The 20,690-nt window shown below is 71.0% G+C and carries 18 protein-coding genes; 8 read left to right on the forward strand and 10 right to left on the reverse strand.

Annotated features, from left to right (window positions below; all coding sequences use genetic code 11):
* Nucleotides 1-130 precede the first annotated feature (130 nt).
* Nucleotides 131-7,828 (forward strand): non-ribosomal peptide synthetase, encoded by a 7,698-nt coding sequence (locus tag QH470_RS15285; RefSeq protein WP_280273019.1) that lies wholly within the window; start codon nt 131-133, stop codon nt 7,826-7,828.
* 90 nt (nt 7,829-7,918) lie between these two features.
* Nucleotides 7,919-8,140, forward strand: coding sequence for a zf-HC2 domain-containing protein (locus QH470_RS15290; RefSeq protein WP_280273020.1), 222 nt, complete (start codon nt 7,919-7,921; stop codon nt 8,138-8,140).
* On the opposite strand, the gene QH470_RS15295 is transcribed toward QH470_RS15290, so the two are convergent.
* Nucleotides 8,089-8,391, reverse strand: a complete 303-nt coding sequence (locus tag QH470_RS15295; protein WP_280273021.1) for an anti-sigma factor — start codon at nt 8,389-8,391, stop codon at nt 8,089-8,091. The two genes, QH470_RS15290 and QH470_RS15295, sit on opposite strands and share 52 nt — an antisense overlap.
* A complete protein-coding gene (gene sigK / locus QH470_RS15300; protein WP_280273022.1) occupies nt 8,388-9,014 on the reverse strand; it encodes an ECF RNA polymerase sigma factor SigK in 627 nt (208 codons plus the stop codon). Before sigK ends, QH470_RS15295 begins: the two co-directional genes overlap by 4 nt.
* Nucleotides 9,015-9,453: 439 nt before the next feature.
* Between sigK and QH470_RS15305 the strand changes: the two genes are divergently transcribed.
* A complete protein-coding gene (locus QH470_RS15305; protein ID WP_280273023.1) occupies nt 9,454-10,191 on the forward strand; it encodes a PP2C family protein-serine/threonine phosphatase in 738 nt (245 codons plus the stop codon).
* Between the two features lie 28 nt (nt 10,192-10,219).
* Here QH470_RS15305 and QH470_RS15310 read toward each other — a convergent pair whose 3' ends face one another.
* Nucleotides 10,220-11,302, reverse strand: a complete 1,083-nt coding sequence (locus QH470_RS15310; protein WP_280273024.1) for a lycopene cyclase family protein — start codon at nt 11,300-11,302, stop codon at nt 10,220-10,222.
* A gap of 76 nt (nt 11,303-11,378) precedes the next feature.
* Nucleotides 11,379-12,140 carry an SDR family oxidoreductase gene (locus tag QH470_RS15315; protein WP_280273025.1) on the reverse strand — a complete coding sequence of 254 codons (762 nt, stop codon included), beginning with the start codon at nt 12,138-12,140 and terminating at the stop codon, nt 11,379-11,381.
* 146 nt (nt 12,141-12,286) lie between these two features.
* Here QH470_RS15315 and QH470_RS15320 point away from each other — a divergent pair, with 146 nt between their 5' ends.
* The gene (locus QH470_RS15320; protein ID WP_280273026.1) at nt 12,287-13,918 is read left to right on the forward strand and encodes an ABC-F family ATP-binding cassette domain-containing protein; all 1,632 of its coding nucleotides are present in this window, start codon (nt 12,287-12,289) and stop codon (nt 13,916-13,918) included.
* A gap of 169 nt (nt 13,919-14,087) precedes the next feature.
* On the opposite strand, the gene QH470_RS15325 is transcribed toward QH470_RS15320, so the two are convergent.
* Nucleotides 14,088-14,696 carry a dihydrofolate reductase family protein gene (locus QH470_RS15325; RefSeq protein ID WP_280273027.1) on the reverse strand — a complete coding sequence of 203 codons (609 nt, stop codon included), beginning with the start codon at nt 14,694-14,696 and terminating at the stop codon, nt 14,088-14,090.
* 182 nt (nt 14,697-14,878) lie between these two features.
* Between QH470_RS15325 and QH470_RS15330 the strand changes: the two genes are divergently transcribed.
* Both QH470_RS15330 and QH470_RS15335 read left to right on the forward strand, forming a co-directional pair.
* Nucleotides 14,879-15,118: a helix-turn-helix domain-containing protein gene (locus tag QH470_RS15330; RefSeq protein WP_280273028.1), complete on the forward strand. Its 240-nt coding sequence runs from the start codon at nt 14,879-14,881 to the stop codon at nt 15,116-15,118.
* A 33-nt stretch (nt 15,119-15,151) separates the two neighbouring features.
* A complete protein-coding gene (locus tag QH470_RS15335; protein ID WP_280273029.1) occupies nt 15,152-15,556 on the forward strand; it encodes a hypothetical protein in 405 nt (134 codons plus the stop codon).
* Between the two features lie 18 nt (nt 15,557-15,574).
* Here QH470_RS15335 and QH470_RS15340 read toward each other — a convergent pair whose 3' ends face one another.
* Entirely contained in the window at nt 15,575-16,078 is a 504-nt protein-coding gene (locus QH470_RS15340; RefSeq protein ID WP_280273030.1) for a cupin domain-containing protein, read from the reverse strand.
* Nucleotides 16,079-16,150: 72 nt separating this feature from the next.
* Between QH470_RS15340 and QH470_RS15345 the strand changes: the two genes are divergently transcribed.
* Nucleotides 16,151-16,660 carry a MarR family winged helix-turn-helix transcriptional regulator gene (locus tag QH470_RS15345; protein WP_280273031.1) on the forward strand — a complete coding sequence of 170 codons (510 nt, stop codon included), beginning with the start codon at nt 16,151-16,153 and terminating at the stop codon, nt 16,658-16,660.
* 94 nt (nt 16,661-16,754) lie between these two features.
* The gene (locus QH470_RS15350) at nt 16,755-17,861 is read left to right on the forward strand and encodes an NADH:flavin oxidoreductase (protein WP_280273032.1); all 1,107 of its coding nucleotides are present in this window, start codon (nt 16,755-16,757) and stop codon (nt 17,859-17,861) included.
* A 3-nt stretch (nt 17,862-17,864) separates the two neighbouring features.
* Here QH470_RS15350 and QH470_RS15355 read toward each other — a convergent pair whose 3' ends face one another.
* The 4 genes from QH470_RS15355 to QH470_RS15370 all read right to left on the reverse strand — a co-directional run bounded on the left by QH470_RS15355 (nt 17,865) and on the right by QH470_RS15370 (nt 20,603).
* Complete coding sequence (locus QH470_RS15355; protein WP_280273033.1) at nt 17,865-18,827, reverse strand: MvdC/MvdD family ATP grasp protein; 963 nt, start codon at nt 18,825-18,827, stop codon at nt 17,865-17,867.
* 8 nt (nt 18,828-18,835) lie between these two features.
* A complete protein-coding gene (locus QH470_RS15360; RefSeq protein ID WP_280273034.1) occupies nt 18,836-19,327 on the reverse strand; it encodes a hypothetical protein in 492 nt (163 codons plus the stop codon).
* A 196-nt stretch (nt 19,328-19,523) separates the two neighbouring features.
* On the reverse strand, nt 19,524-19,940 hold the full coding sequence (locus tag QH470_RS15365) for an acyl-CoA thioesterase (RefSeq protein WP_280273035.1): 417 nt from the start codon (nt 19,938-19,940) through the stop codon (nt 19,524-19,526).
* A gap of 96 nt (nt 19,941-20,036) precedes the next feature.
* Entirely contained in the window at nt 20,037-20,603 is a 567-nt protein-coding gene (locus QH470_RS15370; protein ID WP_187682994.1) for a TetR/AcrR family transcriptional regulator, read from the reverse strand.
* Between the last annotated feature and the right edge of the window lie 87 nt (nt 20,604-20,690).

Raw genomic sequence — 20,690 nt, forward strand, 5'->3', positions numbered from 1 at the left:
GGGGTTGTCGGCGTTGCGTTTTGTGGCGTGTCCGTTTGGTGGTGTGGGTGAGCGGATGTATCGGACGGGTGATGTGGTTCGGTGGTCTGTGGGTGGGGGTTTGGTGTTTGTGGGGCGGTCGGATGATCAGGTGAAGGTGCGGGGGTTCCGCATCGAACTCGGCGAGATCACCTCCGTCGTGGCCGCCGAGCCCGGAGTTCAGCTGGCGCACACCGAGGTTCGCGCGGACGACACCGGGGAACGGCGCATCGTGACCTACGTCGTGCCGACCGGATCCGCCGCGCTCGACCCCGCGGCGCTGCGGGCCCGCGCCGGGCGGCGGCTGCCGTCGCACATGGTTCCGTCGGCGATCGTGGTGCTCGCCGACGTGCCGCTCACCCAGACCGGCAAGCTGGATCGCAAGGCGCTGCCCGAGCCGGTTTTCGCCGTCGAGTCCGCCGCCGGTCGCGAACCGTCCACGCCCACCGAGCGACTCGTGGCGGCGGCGATGGCGGAGGTCGTCGGCCGCGATCAGGTGTGCGCCGACCACAGCTTCTTCGAACTCGGCGGAAACTCGCTGATGGCAACGCAATTGGTGGCGCGGATCGCCGCGACCACGGGCCGGCAGCTCGCGGTCCGCGCGGTGTTCGAACAGCCGACACCGGAGGGACTCGCCGCGGTGCTGGACGCCACCGAGCACACCGCGGCGCGACCGGAACTGGCCCCGTGCGAACGGCCGGAGCGAATACCGCTGTCGCCGGCGCAGCAGCGGCTGTGGTTCCTCAACCGCTTCGACACCACCTCCGGCGCGTACAACATCCCGGCCGTGCTGCGGATGCGCGGCGAACTCGACGCCGACGCGCTCGCCACGGCGATCGCGGACGTCACCGATCGCCACGAGGTCCTGCGCACCGTCTATCCCGAGAGCGCCGATGGCCCCGCGCAGGTGGTGCTGCCCGCCCACCGGCCGCCGCTGCCGGTCACCGACCGCGCGCCCGGCGATCTGGCCGCCGCCATCGGCGAATGTGCTTCCGCCGGTTTCGATCTCGCCGTGGAACCGCCGCTGCGCGCGGCCCTGTTCCGCGTGTCGCCCGGTGAGCATGTGCTGGTGCTGGTGGTGCATCACATCGCGGCCGACGGCTGGTCGCTGGCGCCGCTGGCGGCCGACGTGGCGCAGGCGTACGGGGCGCGGCGGTCCGGGGACGCCCCGGACTGGTCGCCGCTGCCGGTGCAGTACGCCGACTTCAGCCTGTGGCAGCGCGCGGTGCTCGGCGACGAGGACGATCCCGACAGCGTGCTGTCGCGGCAGATCCGCTACTGGACCGAGCGCCTGGCCGGACTTCCGGAGTGCGCCGAATTGCCGTGCGACCGACCGCGTCCCGCGGTGGCGTCGCATCGCGGCGCGTCGGTGCTGACCCGGCTCGACGCGGCCGTGCACGCGGGCCTGGTGGAACTGGCGCAGCGGCACGACGCCAGCGTGTTCATGGTGCTGCACGCGGCCTTGGCCGTGCTGCTCGCCCGCGTCGGCGCGAGCCGCGACGTGGCCGTCGGCACGGTGGTGGCCGGGCGCACCGACCCGCGACTGGACCGATTGATCGGCATGTTCGTCGGCACGCTGGTTTTGCGGACCGAAGTGGACGGCGGGCACGCCTTCACCGACCTGCTGGCCCGCGTACGCGACGACGATCTGGACGCCTTCGCCCATGCCGACGTGCCGTTCGAGCGGCTCGTGGAGGTGCTCAATCCGGAGCGTTCGTCCGCGCACCACCCGCTGTTCCAGGTCGGCCTGTCGCTGAACAACCTGGCCCCGGCCCTGCTGCGGCTGCCCGGCCTGGAGATCCTCAGCGAGGACATCGACACCGCCACCGCGAAGATGGACCTCCAGTTCACCGTGACCCAGTCGTGGCTGGACGACCACCGTCCCGGCGACGTCGAGGTGTGCCTCACCTACGCCACCGATCTGTTCGACGCCGAGACCGCGGAAGCCTTGTCGCAGCGCCTGATCCGGATTCTGACCGAGGTGGCGGCGCGGCCGCGGATCGCCGTGGGCGATATCGACCTGCTCACCCCGGCCGAGCACGCGTCGCTGGTACCCGCCGCCGACGGCGTCCCGGCCGACCCGCTGACCCTGCCCGCCGTCTTCGCCTCGTCGGCCGCCGACGCGCATCGCATCGCGCTGCGGTGCGGTCCGGTGCGGCTGACCTACCGGGACCTGGACCGGCGGGCGAACCGGCTGGCGCGGGCGCTCATCGGGCGCGGCCTCGGCCCCGGCGACGTCGTCGCGCTGGGCATGGCCCGGTCGGTGGAATCGGTGATCGGGACGCTGGCCATCGCCAAGACCGGCGCGGCGTTCCTGCCCGTGGACGTGCGCCACCCCGCCGGCCGGATCCGGCACATGCTCTCGGATTCCGGTGTGCGAGTGGGACTCACGCGCCCGGCGGACCGGGCGGAGCTGCCCGGCGACATCGAATGGCTGACCCCGGCCGACCTCGAGACGCCGGACGCGGTGTCGCACGCGGTGCTCGACACGGTCCGCACCCGGCGGCTGCGGCCCGGCGACACCGCCTACCTGATCTACACCTCCGGGTCCACCGGGCAGCCCAAGGGCGTCGCGATCAGCCATCGCGGGCTGCGCAACCTCGCCGCGGAACTGCGCCGCCGCTTCCATATCGACGCCGCTTCGCACACCTTGCACCTGGCTTCGCCGAGCTTCGACGTGTCGGTGCTGGAGCTGCTGATGGCGTGGAGTTGCGGGGCGACGATCGTGGTCGCCCCGGCCGATGTCTACGGCGGTGACGACCTCGCGGCGCTGCTGGAGCGCGAAGCCGTGACCCACGCGGTGACCACTCCGGCGGTGCTGGCCACCATCGACCCGGTGCGCTGGCCGCTGCCGCGGGTTCGCACGCTGGTGCTCGGTGGCGAGGCGTTCGATGCCGACCTGGTCGCGCCGTGGCTGCCCGGCCGCACCGTGATCAACGGCTACGGCCCGACCGAGGCGACGATCGCGACCACGCTGTCGCCGCCGATGCGGCCCGGCCGTCCTGCCGTGCTCGGCCGTCCGCTGCGCGGCGTGACGGCGGTGGTACTGGACGACCGGCTGCGGCCGGTACCGCCCGGCACCGTCGGGGAACTGTACGTCGGCGGCGCGGGCGTCGGCCTCGGCTACCACGACCGTCGGCAGCAGACCGCCGTCCGGTTCGTCGCGAATCCGTTCGGCGACACCGGAGATCGGCTGTATCGCACCGGCGATCTGGTGCGCTGGACGCGGGCCGGCGAACTGGTCTTCGCCGGGCGCGCCGACGACCAGGTGAAGGTGCGCGGCCTGCGCATCGAACTCGGCGAGATCACCGCGGTCGTGTCCGCCTGTCCGGGTGTGCGATTCGCGCACACCGAGGTGCGCGCCGACACCGCCGGTACCTCCCGCATCGTCACCTACGTGGTGTGCGACGAGGCCGCGGTCGGCGCGGTGCGCGGGCACGCGGCGCGCCGCCTGCCCGGTCACATGGTGCCCGAGGCGATCGTCACGCTGCCCGTGCCGCCGATGACCCCGACCGGGAAGCTGGATCGAAAAGCCTTGCCGGAACCGGTGTTCGGGGTCACCGGCAGCGGTCGTGCCCCGGCCACGGCGGCGGAACGGCTGGTCGCCGCCGCGATGGCGGAAACCGTCGGACGGTCCGAGGTGGGTGCCGACCACAACTTCTTCGAACTGGGCGGAAACTCGCTGTCGGCGACCCAGCTGGTCGCGCGGATCGCCGCCGCGGGCGGGCAGCGGCTGGGCGTGCGGGCGGTCTTCGACCATCCCACCCCGGCCGGGCTGGCGGCCCTGCTCGACGTCTCGGGCCCGGTCGCCGCACGGCCCGCGCTCACGCCGCGGGAACGGCCGGACCGGATCCCGCTGTCGCCCGCCCAGCAGCGCCTGTGGTTCCTGAACCGGGCCGACGTGTCCTCCGGCGCGTACAACCTCCCGGTGGTGCTGCGCCTGCGCGGCGCGCTCGACACGGCCGCGCTGTGGGCCGCGCTGCACGATGTGGTCGAGCGGCACGAGAGCCTGCGCACCGTGTTCCCGGACTCCGTGCACGGCCCCAGCCAGGTGATCACCGACGCCCGGGTCCACCCGGTCACCGTCGACACCGACGCCGAGGGCGCGGCCGAACGCGTACGGCGCTCGGCCGCACAGGGATTCGATCTCGCCGCGGAGACCCCGGTGCGCATGCTGCTGCTGCGGCTGGGCGAACGGGACCATGTGCTCGCGGTCGTCATCCACCACATCGCGGCCGACGGCGGCTCGGTGCTCCCGCTGGCCGCCGATCTGCGCACGGCCTACGCGGCCCGCGTCGAGGGCCGCGCGCCCGGCTGGGCGCCGCTGCCGGTGCAGTACACGGACTTCACACTGTGGCAGCGCGAACTGCTGGGCCGCGACGACGACCCGGACAGCCCGGCGGCCACCCAGCTGGACTACTGGCGGCACACCCTGGCGGGTCTGCCCGAATGTGTGCAACTGCCCACCGACCGGCCCCGCCCGCCGCTGCCCAGCCACCGCGGCGCCACCGTGGTGACGCCCATCGACGCGACGCTGCACCGGGCCGTGCACGAACTGGCCCGCCGCCACGGCGCCTCGGTCTTCATGGTTCTGCACGCGGCCCTGGCGGCGCTGCTGGCGCGGCTCGGCGGCACCGGCGACCTCGCCATCGGCACGCCCATCGCGGGCCGTGAGGACGTCGGGCTCGACGGATTGATCGGCATGTTCGTCGGAACCCTGGTGCTGCGCACCAGGATCGAGCGCGACGACGCGTTCGCCGACCTGCTCGCGGCCGTGCGCGAGACCGACCTGAAGGCGTTCGCGCACGCCGACGTGCCGTTCGAGCGGCTGGTCGAGGCGCTCGATCCGGTGCGCTCGACCGCGTACCACCCGCTGTTCCAGGTGATGCTGTCGGTACACAGTTCGGCGCCGGTGGCGCTGGAGCTGCCCGGCGTCGCGGTGACGGCCGAGCCCGTCGAGATCGAGACCGCCAAATTCGATCTGCAGTTCACGCTGGCGGAGTCGTTCGGCCCGGACGGTGAACCGGCGGGCATCGAGCTGAGCCTCACCTACGCCACCGACCTGTTCGAGGCGCGGACCGCGGGCCGGATGGCCGAGCGGTTCGTCCGGGTGCTCGGCGACGCCGTCGCCACACCCGGCCGCGCCGTCGGCGATCTGGAGCTGCTGGCCCCGGCGGAAATGCGGGCGCTCTCCCCGGTGCGCGGCCTCGGTCCCTGCGCGGCAACGACTTTCGCGGAACTGTTCGCGACGGCGGTGGCGGTCGATCCGCGGACCGTCGCGTTGCGGTACGGCGCCGAGGAGGTCACCTACGAGCAACTGGGCCGACTCACCAACCGGCTGGCCCGGGTGCTGCGCGCGGCGGGCGCCGGGCCGGAGCGGTACGTCGCGGTCGGGATCCCGCGCTCGATCGAGTCGGTGCTGGCGGTGCTCGCGGTGGCGAAGACCGGCGCGGCGTTCCTGCCGGTCGATCCCGCCTATCCGTGGCAGCGCAAGCAGCACATGCTGACCGATTCGGGCACGCGGCTCGGCGTCACCGTCACGGGCTGCCGCGCCGAGCTGCCCGACGGCCCGGACTGGCTGGTGCTCGACGATCCGCGGTTCGCCGACCGGCTGGCCGCGGTCGCGGACGCGCCGCTGACGGACGCCGAGCGCGGCCCCGGACCGCGCCTGGCCAATCCGGCGTACCTCATCTATACCTCCGGCTCCACCGGAATTCCCAAGGGCGTCACCGTCACTCACGGCGGCCTCGCCAACTTCACGCGGGAGCTGGCGGAACGCTGTGCGGTGCATCCGGGTGCGCGGGTGCTGCACTTCGCGTCGCCGAGTTTCGATGCCGCGGTGCTGGATCTGCTGTTCGCCCTCGGCGGCGCGGCGACGCTGGTGATCGCACCGGCCGGCGTCTACGGCGGCGCGGAACTGCGGAATCTGCTGCGCGGACAGCGCATTACGCACGCCTTCGTGACTCCGGCGGCGCTGGCGACCGTCGACCCGCACGGGCTCGACGACCTCGAGGTCGTGATGGTCGGCGGCGACCGGACCGGCCCGGAACTCGTCGAGCGGTGGGCGGTGCCGCGCGGCCCCGACGCCGAACCGCGCCGGATGTACAACGCCTACGGTCCCTCGGAGGCGACCGTCGCCGCGGCGCTGAGCATGCCGATGCGGCCCGATATCGCGGTGACGGTGGGCGGGCCGATCCGCGGGTTCGGCCTGCTGGTGCTCGATTCCCGGCTGCGGCCGGTACCGGTCGGGGTGCCGGGCGAGCTGTACCTGTCGGGCATCGGCCTGGCCCGCGGCTATCACGGCCGCCACGGGCTGACGGGTGCGCGGTTCGTCGCCAACCCGTACGGTGCGCCGGGCGAGCGCATGTACCGCACCGGCGACCTGGTCCGCTGGGCGCCGCATGCCGCCGACCGCGAGATCGAATACCTCGGCCGCACCGACGATCAGGTGAAGATCCGCGGTTTCCGCATCGAACTCGGCGAGATCGACGCGGCCCTGGTGCGCCACCCCCAGGTCGATCGCGCGGTCACCACGGCGTTCGAATTGCCCACCGGCGCAGCGGCTCTGGCCTGCTATGTGCAACTGGCGCCCGGCGCCTCCTGCACGGCGGCGGAGCTGCGCGCCCACCTGGTGGATCGGGTGCCGAATTACCAAGTGCCGCAGTCGATCACGGTGCTGGACGCGCTGCCGGTGACGGTCTCGGGCAAGCTGGACCGCGCCGCGCTGCCCGCCCCGGTGCTCACCGACGCCACCGCGTACCGGGCACCGGCCACGGCCGTCGAGTCGGCGCTGTGCGCGGCCTTCGCGGAGGTGCTCGGCGTCACGCCGGTCGGCGCCGACCACAGCTTCTTCGAACTCGGCGGCAACTCGCTGCTGGCGACCCGGATGGCTGCGGTGCTGCGGGAGTCGCACGGGCTCGAGGTGCCGGTGCAGGCGGTGTTCCTCGACCAGACCCCGGCGGGCATCGCCGCCCGCCTCGACACCGCGGGCGGGACCGAACCGGCGCGCGCCGACGCCGCCTTCGACACCATGCTTCCGCTCCGCGCGGACGGGACCGAACCGCCGCTGTTCTGCGTGCATTCGGTGAGCGGCGTGTCGTGGAGCTACGCCGGTCTGCTGCCGCACCTCGACCCGGAACGTCCGGTGTACGGCGTGCAGATCCCGCACCTCACCGAGGGCGGCGTGGGGCCGGACACCGTGCCGGCGCTGGCCGCGCGCTACGTGGAAGAGATGAAGAAGGTGCAACCCGAGGGTCCGTACCACCTGCTGGGCTGGTCGCTCGGCGGGCTCATCGCCTACGAGATGGCGGTCCGGCTGCGGGCCGCCGGCGAGCGGGTCGCGCTGCTGGCGCTGCTGGACAGTCGCATCCTGGCGGGCGAGCCGGAAGCCGCCGAGCCGACCACCGGCGAACTGCTGGGCGCCCTGCTCGGCGACGACGACCTGAAACGCGTCGAGGTCACGGCCGTACAGGCCGCGGCGCTGCTGAGCGAGCGGTCCGGCCCGTTCGGCGCGCTGGCCCCGGAACACGTGGAGCGGCTCTACGCCGGATACCTCGCGGGCAGCCGGATGGGTTCGCGGTACGAGCCCGGCCGCTACGACGGCGACATGGTGCTGTTCACCGCGACCGTCGAGGACGACGGCCCGGCCGCCGGGCGCGGCCCGAATCCCGGTGCGGCGCAATGGCGTCCGCTCGTCGCCGGGGAGGTGCGAGAGCATCTCGTGAATTGTTCGCACGGCGAGATGACCTCGCCCGCGGCGCTGGCCGACATCGGCGCGGTGCTGCGGGCTCGTCTCGAGAGATCCGAGTAGCGGCCATGGACAGGAGATGCTTCTATCGGGAGGTAGCGGAGTGCTCTACACAGTCACCGCGGTCGTGCTCGACGGGACGGTCGCCACATCGTGAACATATGTCCGGAGTGGGGCGCGCTGAGCGGCGCGTATGTCCTGGACGCGCTGGCCGACGGCGAGCGGGAGGAGTTCGAACGGCATCTGGAGTGGTGCCCGGCGTGCCTGCTCGAGGTCGCCGAATTCCGGACGGTGCTGGTGCGGATGGCGGAATGCCTGGCGTGTCAGCCGGATCCGGCCCTGCGGGAGCGGGTGCTGACCGGGATCGCGGAGTGAGCGGGCGGGCGGGCGGCCGGCTGCTGGGGTGTCGTCCGGATGCGCTGCAGCACCTGTGCGCGCAGGTCCGGGGACGGCGGCCGCTCCCACGCGGCCGCGAGCCGGGCGACGGTCCCGCCCAGCTCGCCGACCTCGCGGCGGCAGGACGGGCACTCGCGGAGGTGGGTTTCGAAGGCCGTGCGTTCCTCGTCCGGCAGCGCGTCGAGCGCATAGGGTGCCGCGAGATCGTGCATTCCGGCCGGACAAGTCACTGTTGAGCTCCCAAATATTCACGCAATCGGATCAGACCGTCACGCATCCTGGTCTTGATCGTTCCCACCGGTGTGCCGAGGACCTGGGAGACCTCGCGGTAGGTATAGCCGCCATAGTAGGCCAGCACGATGGACTGCCGCTGCAGCTCGGTCAGCTTGTCCAGCGCGGTGCGCACCTGTTGCTCGTCGAGGCGGGCCAGCGCCGTCTCGACGACCTCGTCGACCGGGCGGCGGACGTCGAGCTGTTCGATGCGGTCCTCGCGGTCGGAACAGGCCTGCTCGTGCCGGACCCGATCGATGGCCCGCCGGTGCGCCATCGTCACGGCCCACGCCATCACGTTGCCCTGCTGTTCGCAGAACTTGGGCGCCTTGAGCCAGATCTCCAGCAGGACCTCCTGCATCACCTCCTCGGACCGGGAGCGGTCGCGCAGGATTCTGGTGACGATGCCGAGAACGGGACCCGAGACGATGTCGTAGAGATCGGCGAAGGCCTGCTCGTCACCCACGGCGACGCGTTCGATCAGCGCCTGCAGTGTCGCGTCCGAACCGGCGCCCTCGCCGGTCGAGACGGTACCCGTCGATCCTCGGGCGCGGATGACCAATTCAGTGTCCTTCCAGACCAACGGCCAATGCGTACGACCTCACAGAGAGGGAGTCGTCGCCGAAGCATCGCCGGATTGGTCCCGGACGAGAATTTTTCGCCGGGAAGCGAGAGACGCGCCGCGCTGGGCGTGCCTACCGTGTCACCGCCGCCGGGAAGGATCGGCGGTCGGCGCACGAATCCGGTACCGCGCCGGACGTGTCGGGTCCGGTGGGGCGGGCGCCGGTGTGGAAAGTGCCGGTCAGGAGGGTCGACGTATGGTGCGCGATCCTTTCGCCAGGGGATGACACAGGGGAGTCGGAGCGGCCGCCGCCCCGGATTGGTCGGCGCGGGTGCTATCGAATCGTGATCATCTCGTGCCCCCTTTCACAGGGAGGGCACGGTTGACTCTTGGATTGCCGGCGTTTACTCGAGTTGTGCTGATAGACAGCACACGCGGGCCAGTCCGAGGAGGCCAGGCCGTGGATACTGCACCCACCACCGCCATCACTCGCCGCGAGCTGATCCGGCTCACCGGTATCACAGGGCAATCGGTGAGCAGGCGTGGCGGGCGTTCGATCAACGCGGACGCGGTGGCGAGCCACACGGACCAGGAGACCGGCCACACCGCCTTCGTGGTCGCCGACGGCGTGGGTGATCATCTGCTGGCGGCCCGCGCCGCCCGCACCGCCGCGACGACGGTGGCCCGCGAGGCCGCCGCGCACGGTCCGCAGTCGGGCATCCTGGCGGCGCAGCGGGAGCTGTTGCGCGAGTTCCCCGAACCGAGCGCCGACGCCGTGCTGGTGGTCGCGGTGCTGCCGGGCGACCGGTCGGCGAGCAGCTGCGAGGTCGCCTGGGTCGGCGACTGCCGCGCCTACCGGTGGAACGGCCGGGTGCTGCACCAGATCACCACCGACCACACCGTCGCCGAGTACCTGCGCACCCGCGGCGTCGAGCCCGCGTCCCGGGCCGACCACATGGTCTACACGACCGTCCGCACCGTGCGCCCCGCCGACATCGGTTCCGCCGTCACCGGCACCAGCACCGGGCGGCTGTTGCTGAGCACCGACGGCGTGCACAAGATGCTGCCCATCGCGGAGGTCAAGGAAATCCTCGCCGCCCATCCCACCCCCGACGCCGCCGCGGAAACTCTGGTGGACACCGCCCTGCGCGCCGGGGGAACGGACAACACCACCGCTCTCGTGATCGACAGCCGCTGAGCCGGGACACCGTGCGGGCCAGGCCCTTTCACCATCCCACGGTGGCGGCGGCGAGGGTGCGGCGCAGCTGCCAGGGCAAATTGGCGAACAGCGCGGCCATGGCGGTCGCGGTGCCGGGAAGGTCGGCGCGGCCGGACAGGTAGGCGCGCTGCCACCGGGGCGACAGGGCGAAGAAGGCGTCGAAGAAGGGCGGCACGTCGGGCGGGGGCAGGGCGAGCAGGGCGCGCAGCCCGGCCGTGCGCAGGCGATGGACCGCGCGGGCGGCGGGCGGCCAGATCGAGTCGCCCGCGGCCACGGCGTCCGCGGCCGCGAGCGAGGCGGCCACGCTGTACCCGGTGGCGGGATGCAGCAGCCCGCCCGCGGCGCCGAACCGGCGGTCGCCGGTCCGCCCGCCCTGGACCGGGAAGCGCACGTGCTCGACCGGTTCGCTGCCGTCGAGTTCGATACCGCGGCAACGCAATCGGGTCCGCAGCCGTTCGTGCAGTGCGGTCCCGCTCAGCGCGGGACGCCCGGCCAGACAGGTCTCCTCGAGCAGGGAGGTGTCGGGGCCGAGCGGGATCGCGTAGAGGAACGAGGGCGTCTCGTCCGCACCCGCGCCGTGATCGGGCCGCCAATCCATGAACAGCGGCTCGGTCCACCGCTCGCGCGCCACCACCACGCCGTAGGCGGTCTGCTCGGCCCGGGCGGGGGACCGGCCGACACCGCGGGCATCGACGACCCGCCGCCCGGTCAGCACCTGCCCCGACGCCAGCCGCACCGCCTCCGCGCCGGTGTCGCCGCGCGGCCGCACGATCTCGGCGGCTCGGTCGGCTACCACCCGGGCATCCCCGAGCGACAGCGAATCCTGTAGCGCCCCAACATCGAACACGGCATACGGCCGGTCGATCTCGAACCGCCGCGTGCCCCACGCCACCGGCCGGGCCACGGTGGCCGCGACGGTGTGCGCCGCGACCCACTCCGGCACGTCGTCGGCCCACGCCGCGTAGGTGGCCGTCCACCGCCGGTCCGGCCGGGGATCCACCACCGTCACCGACAATCCCCGCGCCACGGCGCGATGGGCCAAGGCCCGCCCGGCGGGACCGAGCCCGCAGACGATCAGATCCGCGGTCACGACTCCGGCACGCCCGCGACGGCCGGGAAAACGCCGAAACGGGCCGTCCCGCGGCGCGATCCGCGCATCGGGCCGATCAGAGCCCGCCGGTCGCCAGCAGGCCGCCGTCCACCCGCACGACCTCGCCGGTGATCCAGCTCGCCTGATCGGACACCAGGAACCCGATCAGCGCCGCCACGTCCTCGGGTGTGCCGAGCCGCTTCATCGGATAGGGCCGCGCGGCGGCTTCTTCGTCGGCCGAATACAGCGCGTCGGCGAACTTCGTCTTCACCACGCCGGGAGCCACCGCGTTCACCCGGATGTTCGGCCCGAGCTGCCACGCCAGCTCCTCGGTGAGCCGGATCAGCGCCGCCTTGGACGCCCCGTAGGCGGCGATCACGCCACTGGACCGCAGCCCCGCGACGCTGGCGACGTTCACCACCGCGCCGCCGTTGTCCCGCATCCAGGCCCGGTACGCCTCCTGCACATAGCCCAGCGCCGCAACGACATTCACGTCGAAGATCTTGCGCACGGCGTCGAGGTCGGCGTCCATCAGCGACCCGTACACGGGGTTGATGCCGGTGTTGTTGATCAGGATGTCCAGCGATCCGAACTCGGCCACCACACCGGCCACCGCCTGGGCCCGCGCCGCGGCGTCACCGGAATTGCCCGCCAGCGCCACCACCGTGCCCGGATGGCCCAGCGCCCGCAGGTCCGCGGCGGTCTCCGCCAGCGGTTCGGCCTTGCGCGCGGTGATCAGCACGTTCGCGCCGCGGGCCAGCAGCTCGGCGGCGACCGCCTTGCCGATACCCCGGCTCGCCCCCGTGACCAGCGCCCCCTTGCCCTTCAGATCGCTCATGAATCGCACGTTACCCGGTAGGGGGTGGTGCACGTTACGGCAACCGATCCTTCGCATGGGTAAAATCGGTGGTTCTTGTGTGCCATCGGAATGCACACTCGAGCTATTGCCCCCAGAAACCCGCCCAACCTGCCGAGGAGAAATTTGTGATCACCGCGACCGACCTGGAGGTCCGGGCCGGAATCCGCACCCTGCTGACCGCGTCGGGCTCGGCGCTGCGGGTGCAGTCCGGCGACCGGATCGGGCTGGTCGGACGCAACGGTGCGGGTAAGACCACCACCTTGCGCATCCTGGCCGGCGAGGCCGAACCGTACGCGGGCAAGGTGATCCGGTCAGGCGAGATCGGCTACCTGCCGCAGGATCCGCGCGAGGGCGATCTCGACGTGCTCGCCCGCGACCGGGTGCTCTCCGCGCGCGGGCTCGACTCCCTCATTCGCCAGATGGAGAAGCAGCAGGCGCTGATGGCGGAGGTCGTCGACGACGCCGAACGCGAGAAGGCGGTGCGCAAGTACGGCCGTCTGGAGGAGCGGTTCTCGGCGCTGGGCGGTTACGTCGCCGAGAGCGAGGCCGCCCGCATCTGCAACAGCCTCGGCCTGCCCGACCGGGTGCTCGGCCAGTCGCTGCGCACGCTGTCCGGCGGCCAGCGCCGCCGTATCGAGCTGGCGCGCATCCTGTTCTCGGCGTCCGACGGCAGCGGCGGCAAGTCCGACACCACGCTGCTGCTCGACGAGCCGACCAACCACCTCGACGCCGACTCCATCACCTGGCTGCGCGGTTTCCTGCAGAGCCACGACGGCGGCCTCATCGTCATCAGCCACGACGTGGAACTGCTCGAGGCCGTGGTGAACAAGGTGTGGTTCCTCGACGCCGTGCGCGGCGAGGCCGACATCTACAACATGGGCTGGAAGAAGTACCTCGATGCCCGCGCCACCGACGAGCAGCGCCGCCGTCGCGAGCGGGCCAACGCCGAGAAGAAGGCGTCCGCGCTCAAGGCCCAGGCCGCCAAGCTCGGCGCCAAGGCCACCAAAGCCGTTGCGGCACAGAACATGGTCAAGCGGGCCGAGCGGATGCTGGCGGAGGTGGACGAGGTGCGGGTGGCCGACAAGGTGGCGCGCATCAAGTTCCCGGAGCCCGCCGCCTGCGGCAAGACGCCGTTGATGGCCGAGAACCTGACCAAGATGTACGGCTCGCTGGAGATCTTCACCGGCGTCGACCTCGCCATCGACCGCGGCAGCCGGGTGGTGGTGCTGGGCCTCAACGGCGCGGGCAAGACGACGCTGCTGCGTCTGCTCGCCGGGGTCGAGCAGCCCAGCGCGGGCGGCCTGGTGCCCGGCCACGGCCTGAAGATCGGCTACTTCGCGCAGGAGCACGACACCCTGGACGACCGAGCATCGGTGTGGGAGAACATCCGCCACGCCGCCCCCGACGCGGGCGAACAGGACCTGCGCGGCCTGCTGGGCGCGTTCATGTTCTCCGGCCCGCAACTGGAACAGCCCGCCGGCACCCTGTCCGGCGGCGAGAAGACCCGCCTCGCACTCGCGGGCCTGGTCTCCTCGGCGGCAAACGTCCTCCTGCTCGACGAGCCCACCAACAACCTGGACCCCATCTCCCGCGAACAGGTCCTCGACGCCCTACGCAGCTACGCCGGCGCCGTAGTCCTGGTAACACACGACCCAGGCGCCGCCGAAGCCCTGAACCCCGAACGAGTGATCATGCTCCCCGACGGCACCGAAGACCATTGGTCCCAGGAGTACCTGGACCTGATCCAACTAGCCTGAACCGCCCGCCAGGGCGGACGGTTCAGGCAATGGGTGCACACCGCGGTTCAGGCAATGGGGTGCAGACCGCTGTCCCAGCAATCCGCAGTCCCACTCTTGCTCGAACCGCGCTGCCGCACCCCATTGCCTGAACCGTCCGCGCAGCGGGCGGTTCAGGCCATCCGCAGCCTCAATTGTCCTGTGCCAGATGCTGTTTGGCTTGCTCGTAGCCGCCTTCCAGCTGCTCGCCGGGGCCGTAGACCTGGTGTACTACGCCGGTTTTGAACGGGGTGGCGGTCAGGAGGGTGAGGGGGAGGGGGGTGTCGGCCTCGTCGAACAGGCGCATGCCCTTGCGGACGGCGATGGGGTGGACCAGCAGATGCAGTTCGTCGATCAATCCGGCGCTCAGGAGTTGACGGACGACCGAGACCGATCCGCTGATGCCGATGTCGCCGCCGGGCTCCTGCTTGAGGGCCGTGACCGCTTCGATCAGATCGCCTTTCAGCACCTCGGAGTTGCGCCAGGTGAAGGTGAGGTCCTGCCCGGTGACCACGATCTTGCGGGCGTCGCCGAGCTTGCGGGCGAATTCGGCGTCCTCCGCGCCGCCGGCCTCCCGGTCCGGCCAGGCGCCCGCGAAGCTGTCGTAGGTCTTGCGGCCGAGCAGCAGCGTGTCGGCGTTGCCGAGTTGCGCATCGACGGCCGCGCCCATCTCGTCGTTGTAGTAGGGGAAATGCCAGTCCTGCGGATCCTCGATGACGCCGTCGAGGGCGATGAACAGGCCGGCGGTGATCTTGCGCATGGGGTGCTCCTGGGTACTCGTACTGCACTCGTTGTCGAACCTGAAGACGGCGCCGGCGGTGGAAAATCGTCGCTCGGACCGGACTGTAGCCGAAATCGGTGAGCTAAATCACAAAGAGGCGTTGATCACCGACTGCCGAATGTTTAGCCTGGAGTGAGGCTGCAGGGCGACCGGAGGAAGCCATGAGTGACAGGCCCGCACAAGGGAAGTCCACGTTGGGTAAGGGCACGCGCGTCACCGGAAAGTCGCGAGACCGCTTGCAAACCCAGCTCAAGAAGCAATACGAGGCGGGAGCGAGCATTCGTTCACTGGCCCGGGAGACCGGCCGTTCATACGGGTTCATCCACAACGTCCTGGTGGAGTCGCATGTGCAACTCCGCAGCCGGGGCGGGGCGAACCGGCGTAAGGCGGTCGGTAAGTAGACACCCCGAACTCGTTGGGTAGCTTGTTGTCTCGTGGACACGGTGCACGAGGCGGTAGCGCGCGAGGTCGAGGCGTTGCACGCGGATCTGAGTTGCTGGCTGGGCGGTGAGGCGGCGTCGGAGGTGTTCGACCGCTTCGCCGCTCAGCAGCACCCCGACCTGTCCGTGGTGACCGTGTCCGGCACGGTGATCGCGCGTACGGCGCTGCTCGAGGGCCTCGCCGCGGCGCGAAACACCGCACCGGGCTTGGTGATCGAGGTGACCGATATCGAACCACTCGTCACCACAGGCGATTACGTGCTGACCCGGTTCCGCGAGCGGCACCGTCGCGTCGGCGCGGCCGAGGACCGCCTCACCACCGCGATGCTGCAACGAGATCCGCACGCTCGCAACGGTTTGCGGTGGCGCGCCGTGCACGAGACCGCCTGCGACCGGTGAGCGCCGCGGCGCGGTAGCTCAGGCCCGGTGCGCGGTGCGCTCGGCCCACCACCGCGGCGCGTCGACGAAGTGGTTGTCGTACTCGTCCTGCACCGCCGCCAGGTCGGCGAGGGTCGCTTCGCCGTGCGCGACCCGCTCGAGCACCCGGAAGTACTCGAACCGCTGCACGCCCGGCGTGAGCGCGATCAGAATCCGCGCGGTGCTGCCCGGCGCGGCCCCGAACGCGTGCGGCATGAACCGCGGCACGACGAGCGAACCGCCCGCCGCGACGGTGACGATCTCCTCGCCCGCCAGCACCTGCAATTCCCCGTCGGCCACATAGAACAACTCTTCGGAGCGCGTGTGAAAGTGCGGCCCCGCCCCGTCGGCGCCGGTCGCCAGCGTGACCTCGAGGCTGCTCAGGCTGCCGCCCGTCTCGTTCGCATCGATGAGCAGCCGCATGGTGACCGTGTCGGTGCGGTGCACCTCCGCATCCTGCGGGTGGCGGATCGCGGCGGGGATCTGGGGCGTCGTGATGCTCATGGCCGGATTCCATATCGTTCGGTGATTAATAGTTCGGTGACAAACTATATCGCAGCGAATAGAATGCTGTCCATGGCGAAGCGGAACGCGGACGCGGTCGACGGGATCGTGGCGCAGTGGCAGCGGGAACGGCCGGACCTGGAGGTCGAGGCGATGGCCATCGTGGGCAGGCTGGGCCGCCTGCAGCTGGTGGCGCAGCGGGCGATCGAGGCGGTGTTCGCCGAGCACGGCCTGCAGCGCGGCGAGTTCGATGTGCTTGCGGCCCTGCGGCGTTCGGGCGAACCTTTCGAATTGAACCCCTCGGTACTCGCCGACACCATGATGCTCTCGCGCGCGGGCATGACCGGACGGCTGGATCGGCTGGAGTCGGCGGGCCTGGTCCGCCGCGTCGCCGACGCCGGGGACCGCCGAGCGGTCCGGGTCGCGCTGACCGCGGCGGGTCGGGCCCTGGTCGACAAGGTCGTCACCGCGCACACCGAGAACGAAACCCGTTTGCTGTCGGTACTTTCGGCGAAGGACCGCCGCGACCTCGACCGCATCCTGCGCGTGCTGCTGGGAAGCTTCGAGGACCGGGCCCGGTAGGCGCTCCCGTCCCAGGGCCGGAATGGCCGGGGCGCGGCCGGTGTTGCCTTCGGAGTTCGGAGTCGTATCGTTCGAATCGGAAGGAATGTGCTCTATGACACAGGGATCGGTCGAAGACCCCTCGCTCTACCTCGACGACTTGTTCACCGAGTTCCGCGCGGGATCGCTGCGGCTGCGCAATCGGTTTGCGATGGCCCCGATGACCAGAGGGAAGTCGCCGGGCGGTGTCCCGAACGCGGAGAACGTCGAGTACTACCGACGTCATGCCGCCGGCGGGGTGGGTCTGATCGTCACCGAGGGCACCTACGTCCGGGGCCCGGCGGCCGGCCCGATCGCGGAGGTGCCGCGGTTCTACGGCGAGGACAGTGCCGCGGGTTGGCGGGCGGTGGTCGAGGCGGTCCACGCCGAAGGCGCCGCCATCGTCCCGCAGCTCTGGCACACCGGCGTGGAACGGGGCGACGACCCCGCCTTCGAACCGGAGACCCCGACCGTGAGCCCGTCCGGCGTGGACCACACCGGCCGGCCGGTGGGCCGGGCATTGACCACCGCTCAGCTGGACACGGTGGTCGAGTCGTACGTGGAGTCCGCGGTCCTGGCGAAGCGGCTGGGCTTCGACGGCATCGAACTGCACGGCGCACACGGCTACCTGCTCGACCAATTCTTCTGGGCCGCAACCAATCACCGTGACGACGAGTACGGCGGGTCGCTGCCTCGTCGCGCGGCGTTCCCGGCTCGTGTGGTAGCCGCCGTGCGGGCGGCCGTCGGCCCCGATTTCCCGATCGCCTACCGGTTTTCGCAGTGGAAGGGCGCGGACTACAGCGCCAGGATCGCCGAGAGTCCCACTGAACTCGAACAGCTGCTGACCCCGCTGGCCGAGGCGGGTGTCGACCTCTTCCACACCTCGCTGCGGCGGCACTGGGCCGACGAATTCACCGCGCACGCAGCCGATCTGAGCCTGGCCGGCTGGACGAAGAAGATCACCGGGCTGCCGGTGATCACTGTGGGTTCGGTCGGGGTGGACAGCGTCTTTCGCGGCGACCGCATCGACGAGACTCAGGCCGACCGCTTCCGCGTGCTGCGAGACCAGTTCGGCCGCGGCGAATTCGACATCGTGGCGGTCGGCCGCGCGCTGCTGGCCGATCCGGACTGGGTGCACAAGGTGCGGGACGGACGACTCGCGGAGATCACGCCCTTCCGGTAACGGTCAGTACCCGGCCACCGCCGCGTCACCGTGCACGAGGTAGTTGGCGAGGCTCTCGAAGATGGGCAGGCCGGTCTTGATCTCCAGATACGCGAACTGGCCCTGCGGATTCACCTCCAGGAAGTAGTACTCGCCGTCGGTGCCGAGCCGGATGTCGAGCACGCCGAACGCCAGCCCGAGCGCGCCCATCAGCGTGGCGAGTGACTTGCTCACCGCCGCGGGCAGCCGGGCGGGCGTGAAGTCCACCGAGGTGTCCAGGCGCGAATCCACCCGTCCCACACCGGATTGCGAGTCGATGCGCACCGCCCACTCGATGCCGTCGATCCACACCACCCGCAGATCGCAGTCGGCGTCGATGTAGTCCTGGAAGGTCGTCGGCGCGGAGCGGATGCCGCCGAGCAGATCCAGGTCCGCCGGTGCGACCAGGCGGGTCTCGGCGAATTCGGTGCGGCCGGTGCCGGTGCGCTTGTACACGACCGGCCCCGGCCGCGATCCGACGAAGCTGCGGGCCTCGTCCGGGTCGTTGGTGATCAGCGTCTCGGGGATGGCGAAACCGCTCCGTCGCGCGGTCTCCAACTGCACGATCTTGCGGGTGGCGGTGCGGTCGGCCCCGGGATCGTTGACCCAGACCGCGGGGATCGACCACAGCAGACCCTGCAGGAAGCCGTCGCACTCGGCCTGCCGGAAGTCGTTGTCGGCGGCGCGCACCCCGCCGGGCACGGCGCACGGGTGCGGCCGCCGCCACCACACCGCGGTGACGTCGTCGAGGCCGACCACATGTGACAGCGAGCGCGCCGTGCCCGCGCGGTCGAGCCGGAAACTGCCACCGACCCTGGGGAATTCGCGCATATCCAGGCGGATCGGCGTGTGCTGGTGGTGTTTTCGCAGCGTGGCCGTCATGGCGTCGGCATGCAGATCATCGGTCTCGGTGACGATCAGGACCGAACCTGCCGGGCGTGCGGCCATCGGGCGCCTCAGTCGAGACTGTCGCAGGCGGTGCCGTCGTCGCTGCGCGCGGAGGTGCGGGTCTGGCAGAAGGTGAAGGTGGCGCCGCCGACGCCCGGGGTGGCGGGCAGCCGCAGGGTGCGGGCCCAGTCCTCGGTCAGACGGCGTAGCGCGTCGTCACCGAGCGCGGGAGAGTGCTGCCGCGCCAACGTCATCGGGCGGTCGGTCAGGTCGATGCGCCGCCGCTGGGTGAAATCGGCCATGGCGCCAGGCCGGATCCGGAGCCGCACGGGGCGCCCCGGCCGCTGCCGGCCCGGCACTTCGGAATGGCTCCTGTCGCCGCCGGGCTCGTCGATACTCAGGACATCCGCCCGGTCGAAGGTCCACGTGCCCTCGCCGACGCGAACGCTGAGGGTGTGCTCCGACTCTGCCATCAGGTAGCCGGACAGCGGCGGAACGATCTCCCGCTGCTCCGGCGCCGAATCGGCGGCAGGGGTGAACGGGTGCAGAGTTTCAGGCATCAGGGCTGGTCTCCGATCTGCTCGCGGTTTGCCACGGAAGCCGAGCGTGATCTGGATCATAGCTCCACCGTCGGGCCGTTCGGTTCACAACGGAAGATTTCAAGTGCACCTGCGAAAAGGGTCACCGGAATGTAAAACCCTATCGCCGAAAGATTTTCAGTTGACCGCTCAACGACCCGTCCGCGCGATCACCCCGCTAGAGACCGAGCACCTCGCCGTAGTCGACGAGTTCCAGGAAGCGCTCCGTCGGATTCGGCACGAGTTTGCGCGCGGTGAGGTCCATCAGCCCGAGCACCACATCGAACTCGGCCGAGACGGTGCCGTCGAGCTTGACGATCCGCTGCCGCATCCGGAAGACCTTGCCCTCGCCCCACTCGGTCTCGCACGTCACGGTCACCTCGTCGCCGAGATGCAACTCGCGCAGGTGCTTGACCGTCGATTCCAGCACCACCGGCCCGAGCCCGGAGAGCCGGATCTTGTCCGGCACGAGCCCCGCCGCACGCATCACCTCCCACCGCGCGTGTTCGGCGTACTGGTGGTAGACGGCCTGATTCAGGTGGCCGTTCACATCGAGTTCGTAGCCGCGGACGGTGACGGGCACGGAAAAGGTCATACCTCGGCGAACTCCTGGCTCGTGCCCGGTTATTTCCGGATCGGTCGTGGTCTGTGTCACGGTTGGTGGAAAGTGTTGCGGCACAGCTATTTCCGCTCACTGCTTGCGGCGGACCGACGCCTCCACCAGATCCAGCACGGCCGAGAGGTTGTCGTTGGCGTGCCCGGAGGCGATGCGGGCGATGAGCCCGTCCAGCACCAGATCGAGGTAGCCCAGCAGGACATCGGTGGGCACGTCGTCGCGCAGGGCCCCGGCGGCCTTGCGGCGCTCCAGGCGGGCGATGGTCGCGGCGGTCAACTCCTCCGAGCGCTGCTCCCAGTTCGCGCGGAACTCGGGGTCGGTGCGCAGCCGCCGCGCGATCTCCAGCCGGGTGCCGAGCCAGTCGAAATCCTCGGGGCGCGCGAGCATGTCGCGCATCACCTGCACCAAACCCTGGGTGGCCGCCACCTCCGCCATCCGGGCCGCGTCCTCGTGCGCCAGCGCCAGGAACAGCGCGTCCTTGTCCCGGAAGTGATGGAAGATCGCCCCCCGGGACAGTCCGATGGCGTCCTCGAGCCGGCGCACCGTCGCGCCCTCGTAGCCGAACTCGGCGAAACAGCTCCGCGCCCCGTCCAGTATCTGGCTGCGCCGCGCGGCGAGATGGTCGTCACTGACCTTGGGCATGGACTCCTCCATCGGGATGCACGGACCCCCGCGCCGAAAGACATCGGCGCGGGGGTACCACAGTACGAGCAAGCCACCGATCGTTCG

This window comes from Nocardia wallacei, assembly GCF_029868745.1.
Classification (GTDB): Bacteria; Actinomycetota; Actinomycetes; order Mycobacteriales; family Mycobacteriaceae; genus Nocardia; species Nocardia wallacei_B.

Bases quoted from the DNA above. Each gene is read 5' to 3' on its own strand.
- QH470_RS15315 (WP_280273025.1), bottom strand. From the start codon at position 12,140: ATGAGCGATCTGAAGGGCAAGGGGGCGCTGGTCACGGGGGCGAGCCGG.
- QH470_RS15325 (WP_280273027.1), bottom strand. From the start codon at position 14,696: ATGCGCAAGATCACCGCCGGCCTGTTCATCGCCCTCGACGGCGTCATC.
- QH470_RS15330 (WP_280273028.1), top strand. From the start codon at position 14,879: ATGAGTGACAGGCCCGCACAAGGGAAGTCCACGTTGGGTAAGGGCACG.
- QH470_RS15340 (WP_280273030.1), bottom strand. From the start codon at position 16,078: ATGAGCATCACGACGCCCCAGATCCCCGCCGCGATCCGCCACCCGCAG.
- QH470_RS15345 (WP_280273031.1), top strand. From the start codon at position 16,151: ATGGCGAAGCGGAACGCGGACGCGGTCGACGGGATCGTGGCGCAGTGG.
- QH470_RS15350 (WP_280273032.1), top strand. From the start codon at position 16,755: ATGACACAGGGATCGGTCGAAGACCCCTCGCTCTACCTCGACGACTTG.
- QH470_RS15355 (WP_280273033.1), bottom strand. From the start codon at position 18,827: ATGGCCGCACGCCCGGCAGGTTCGGTCCTGATCGTCACCGAGACCGAT.
- QH470_RS15360 (WP_280273034.1), bottom strand. From the start codon at position 19,327: ATGCCTGAAACTCTGCACCCGTTCACCCCTGCCGCCGATTCGGCGCCG.
- QH470_RS15365 (WP_280273035.1), bottom strand. From the start codon at position 19,940: ATGACCTTTTCCGTGCCCGTCACCGTCCGCGGCTACGAACTCGATGTG.
- QH470_RS15370 (WP_187682994.1), bottom strand. From the start codon at position 20,603: ATGCCCAAGGTCAGTGACGACCATCTCGCCGCGCGGCGCAGCCAGATA.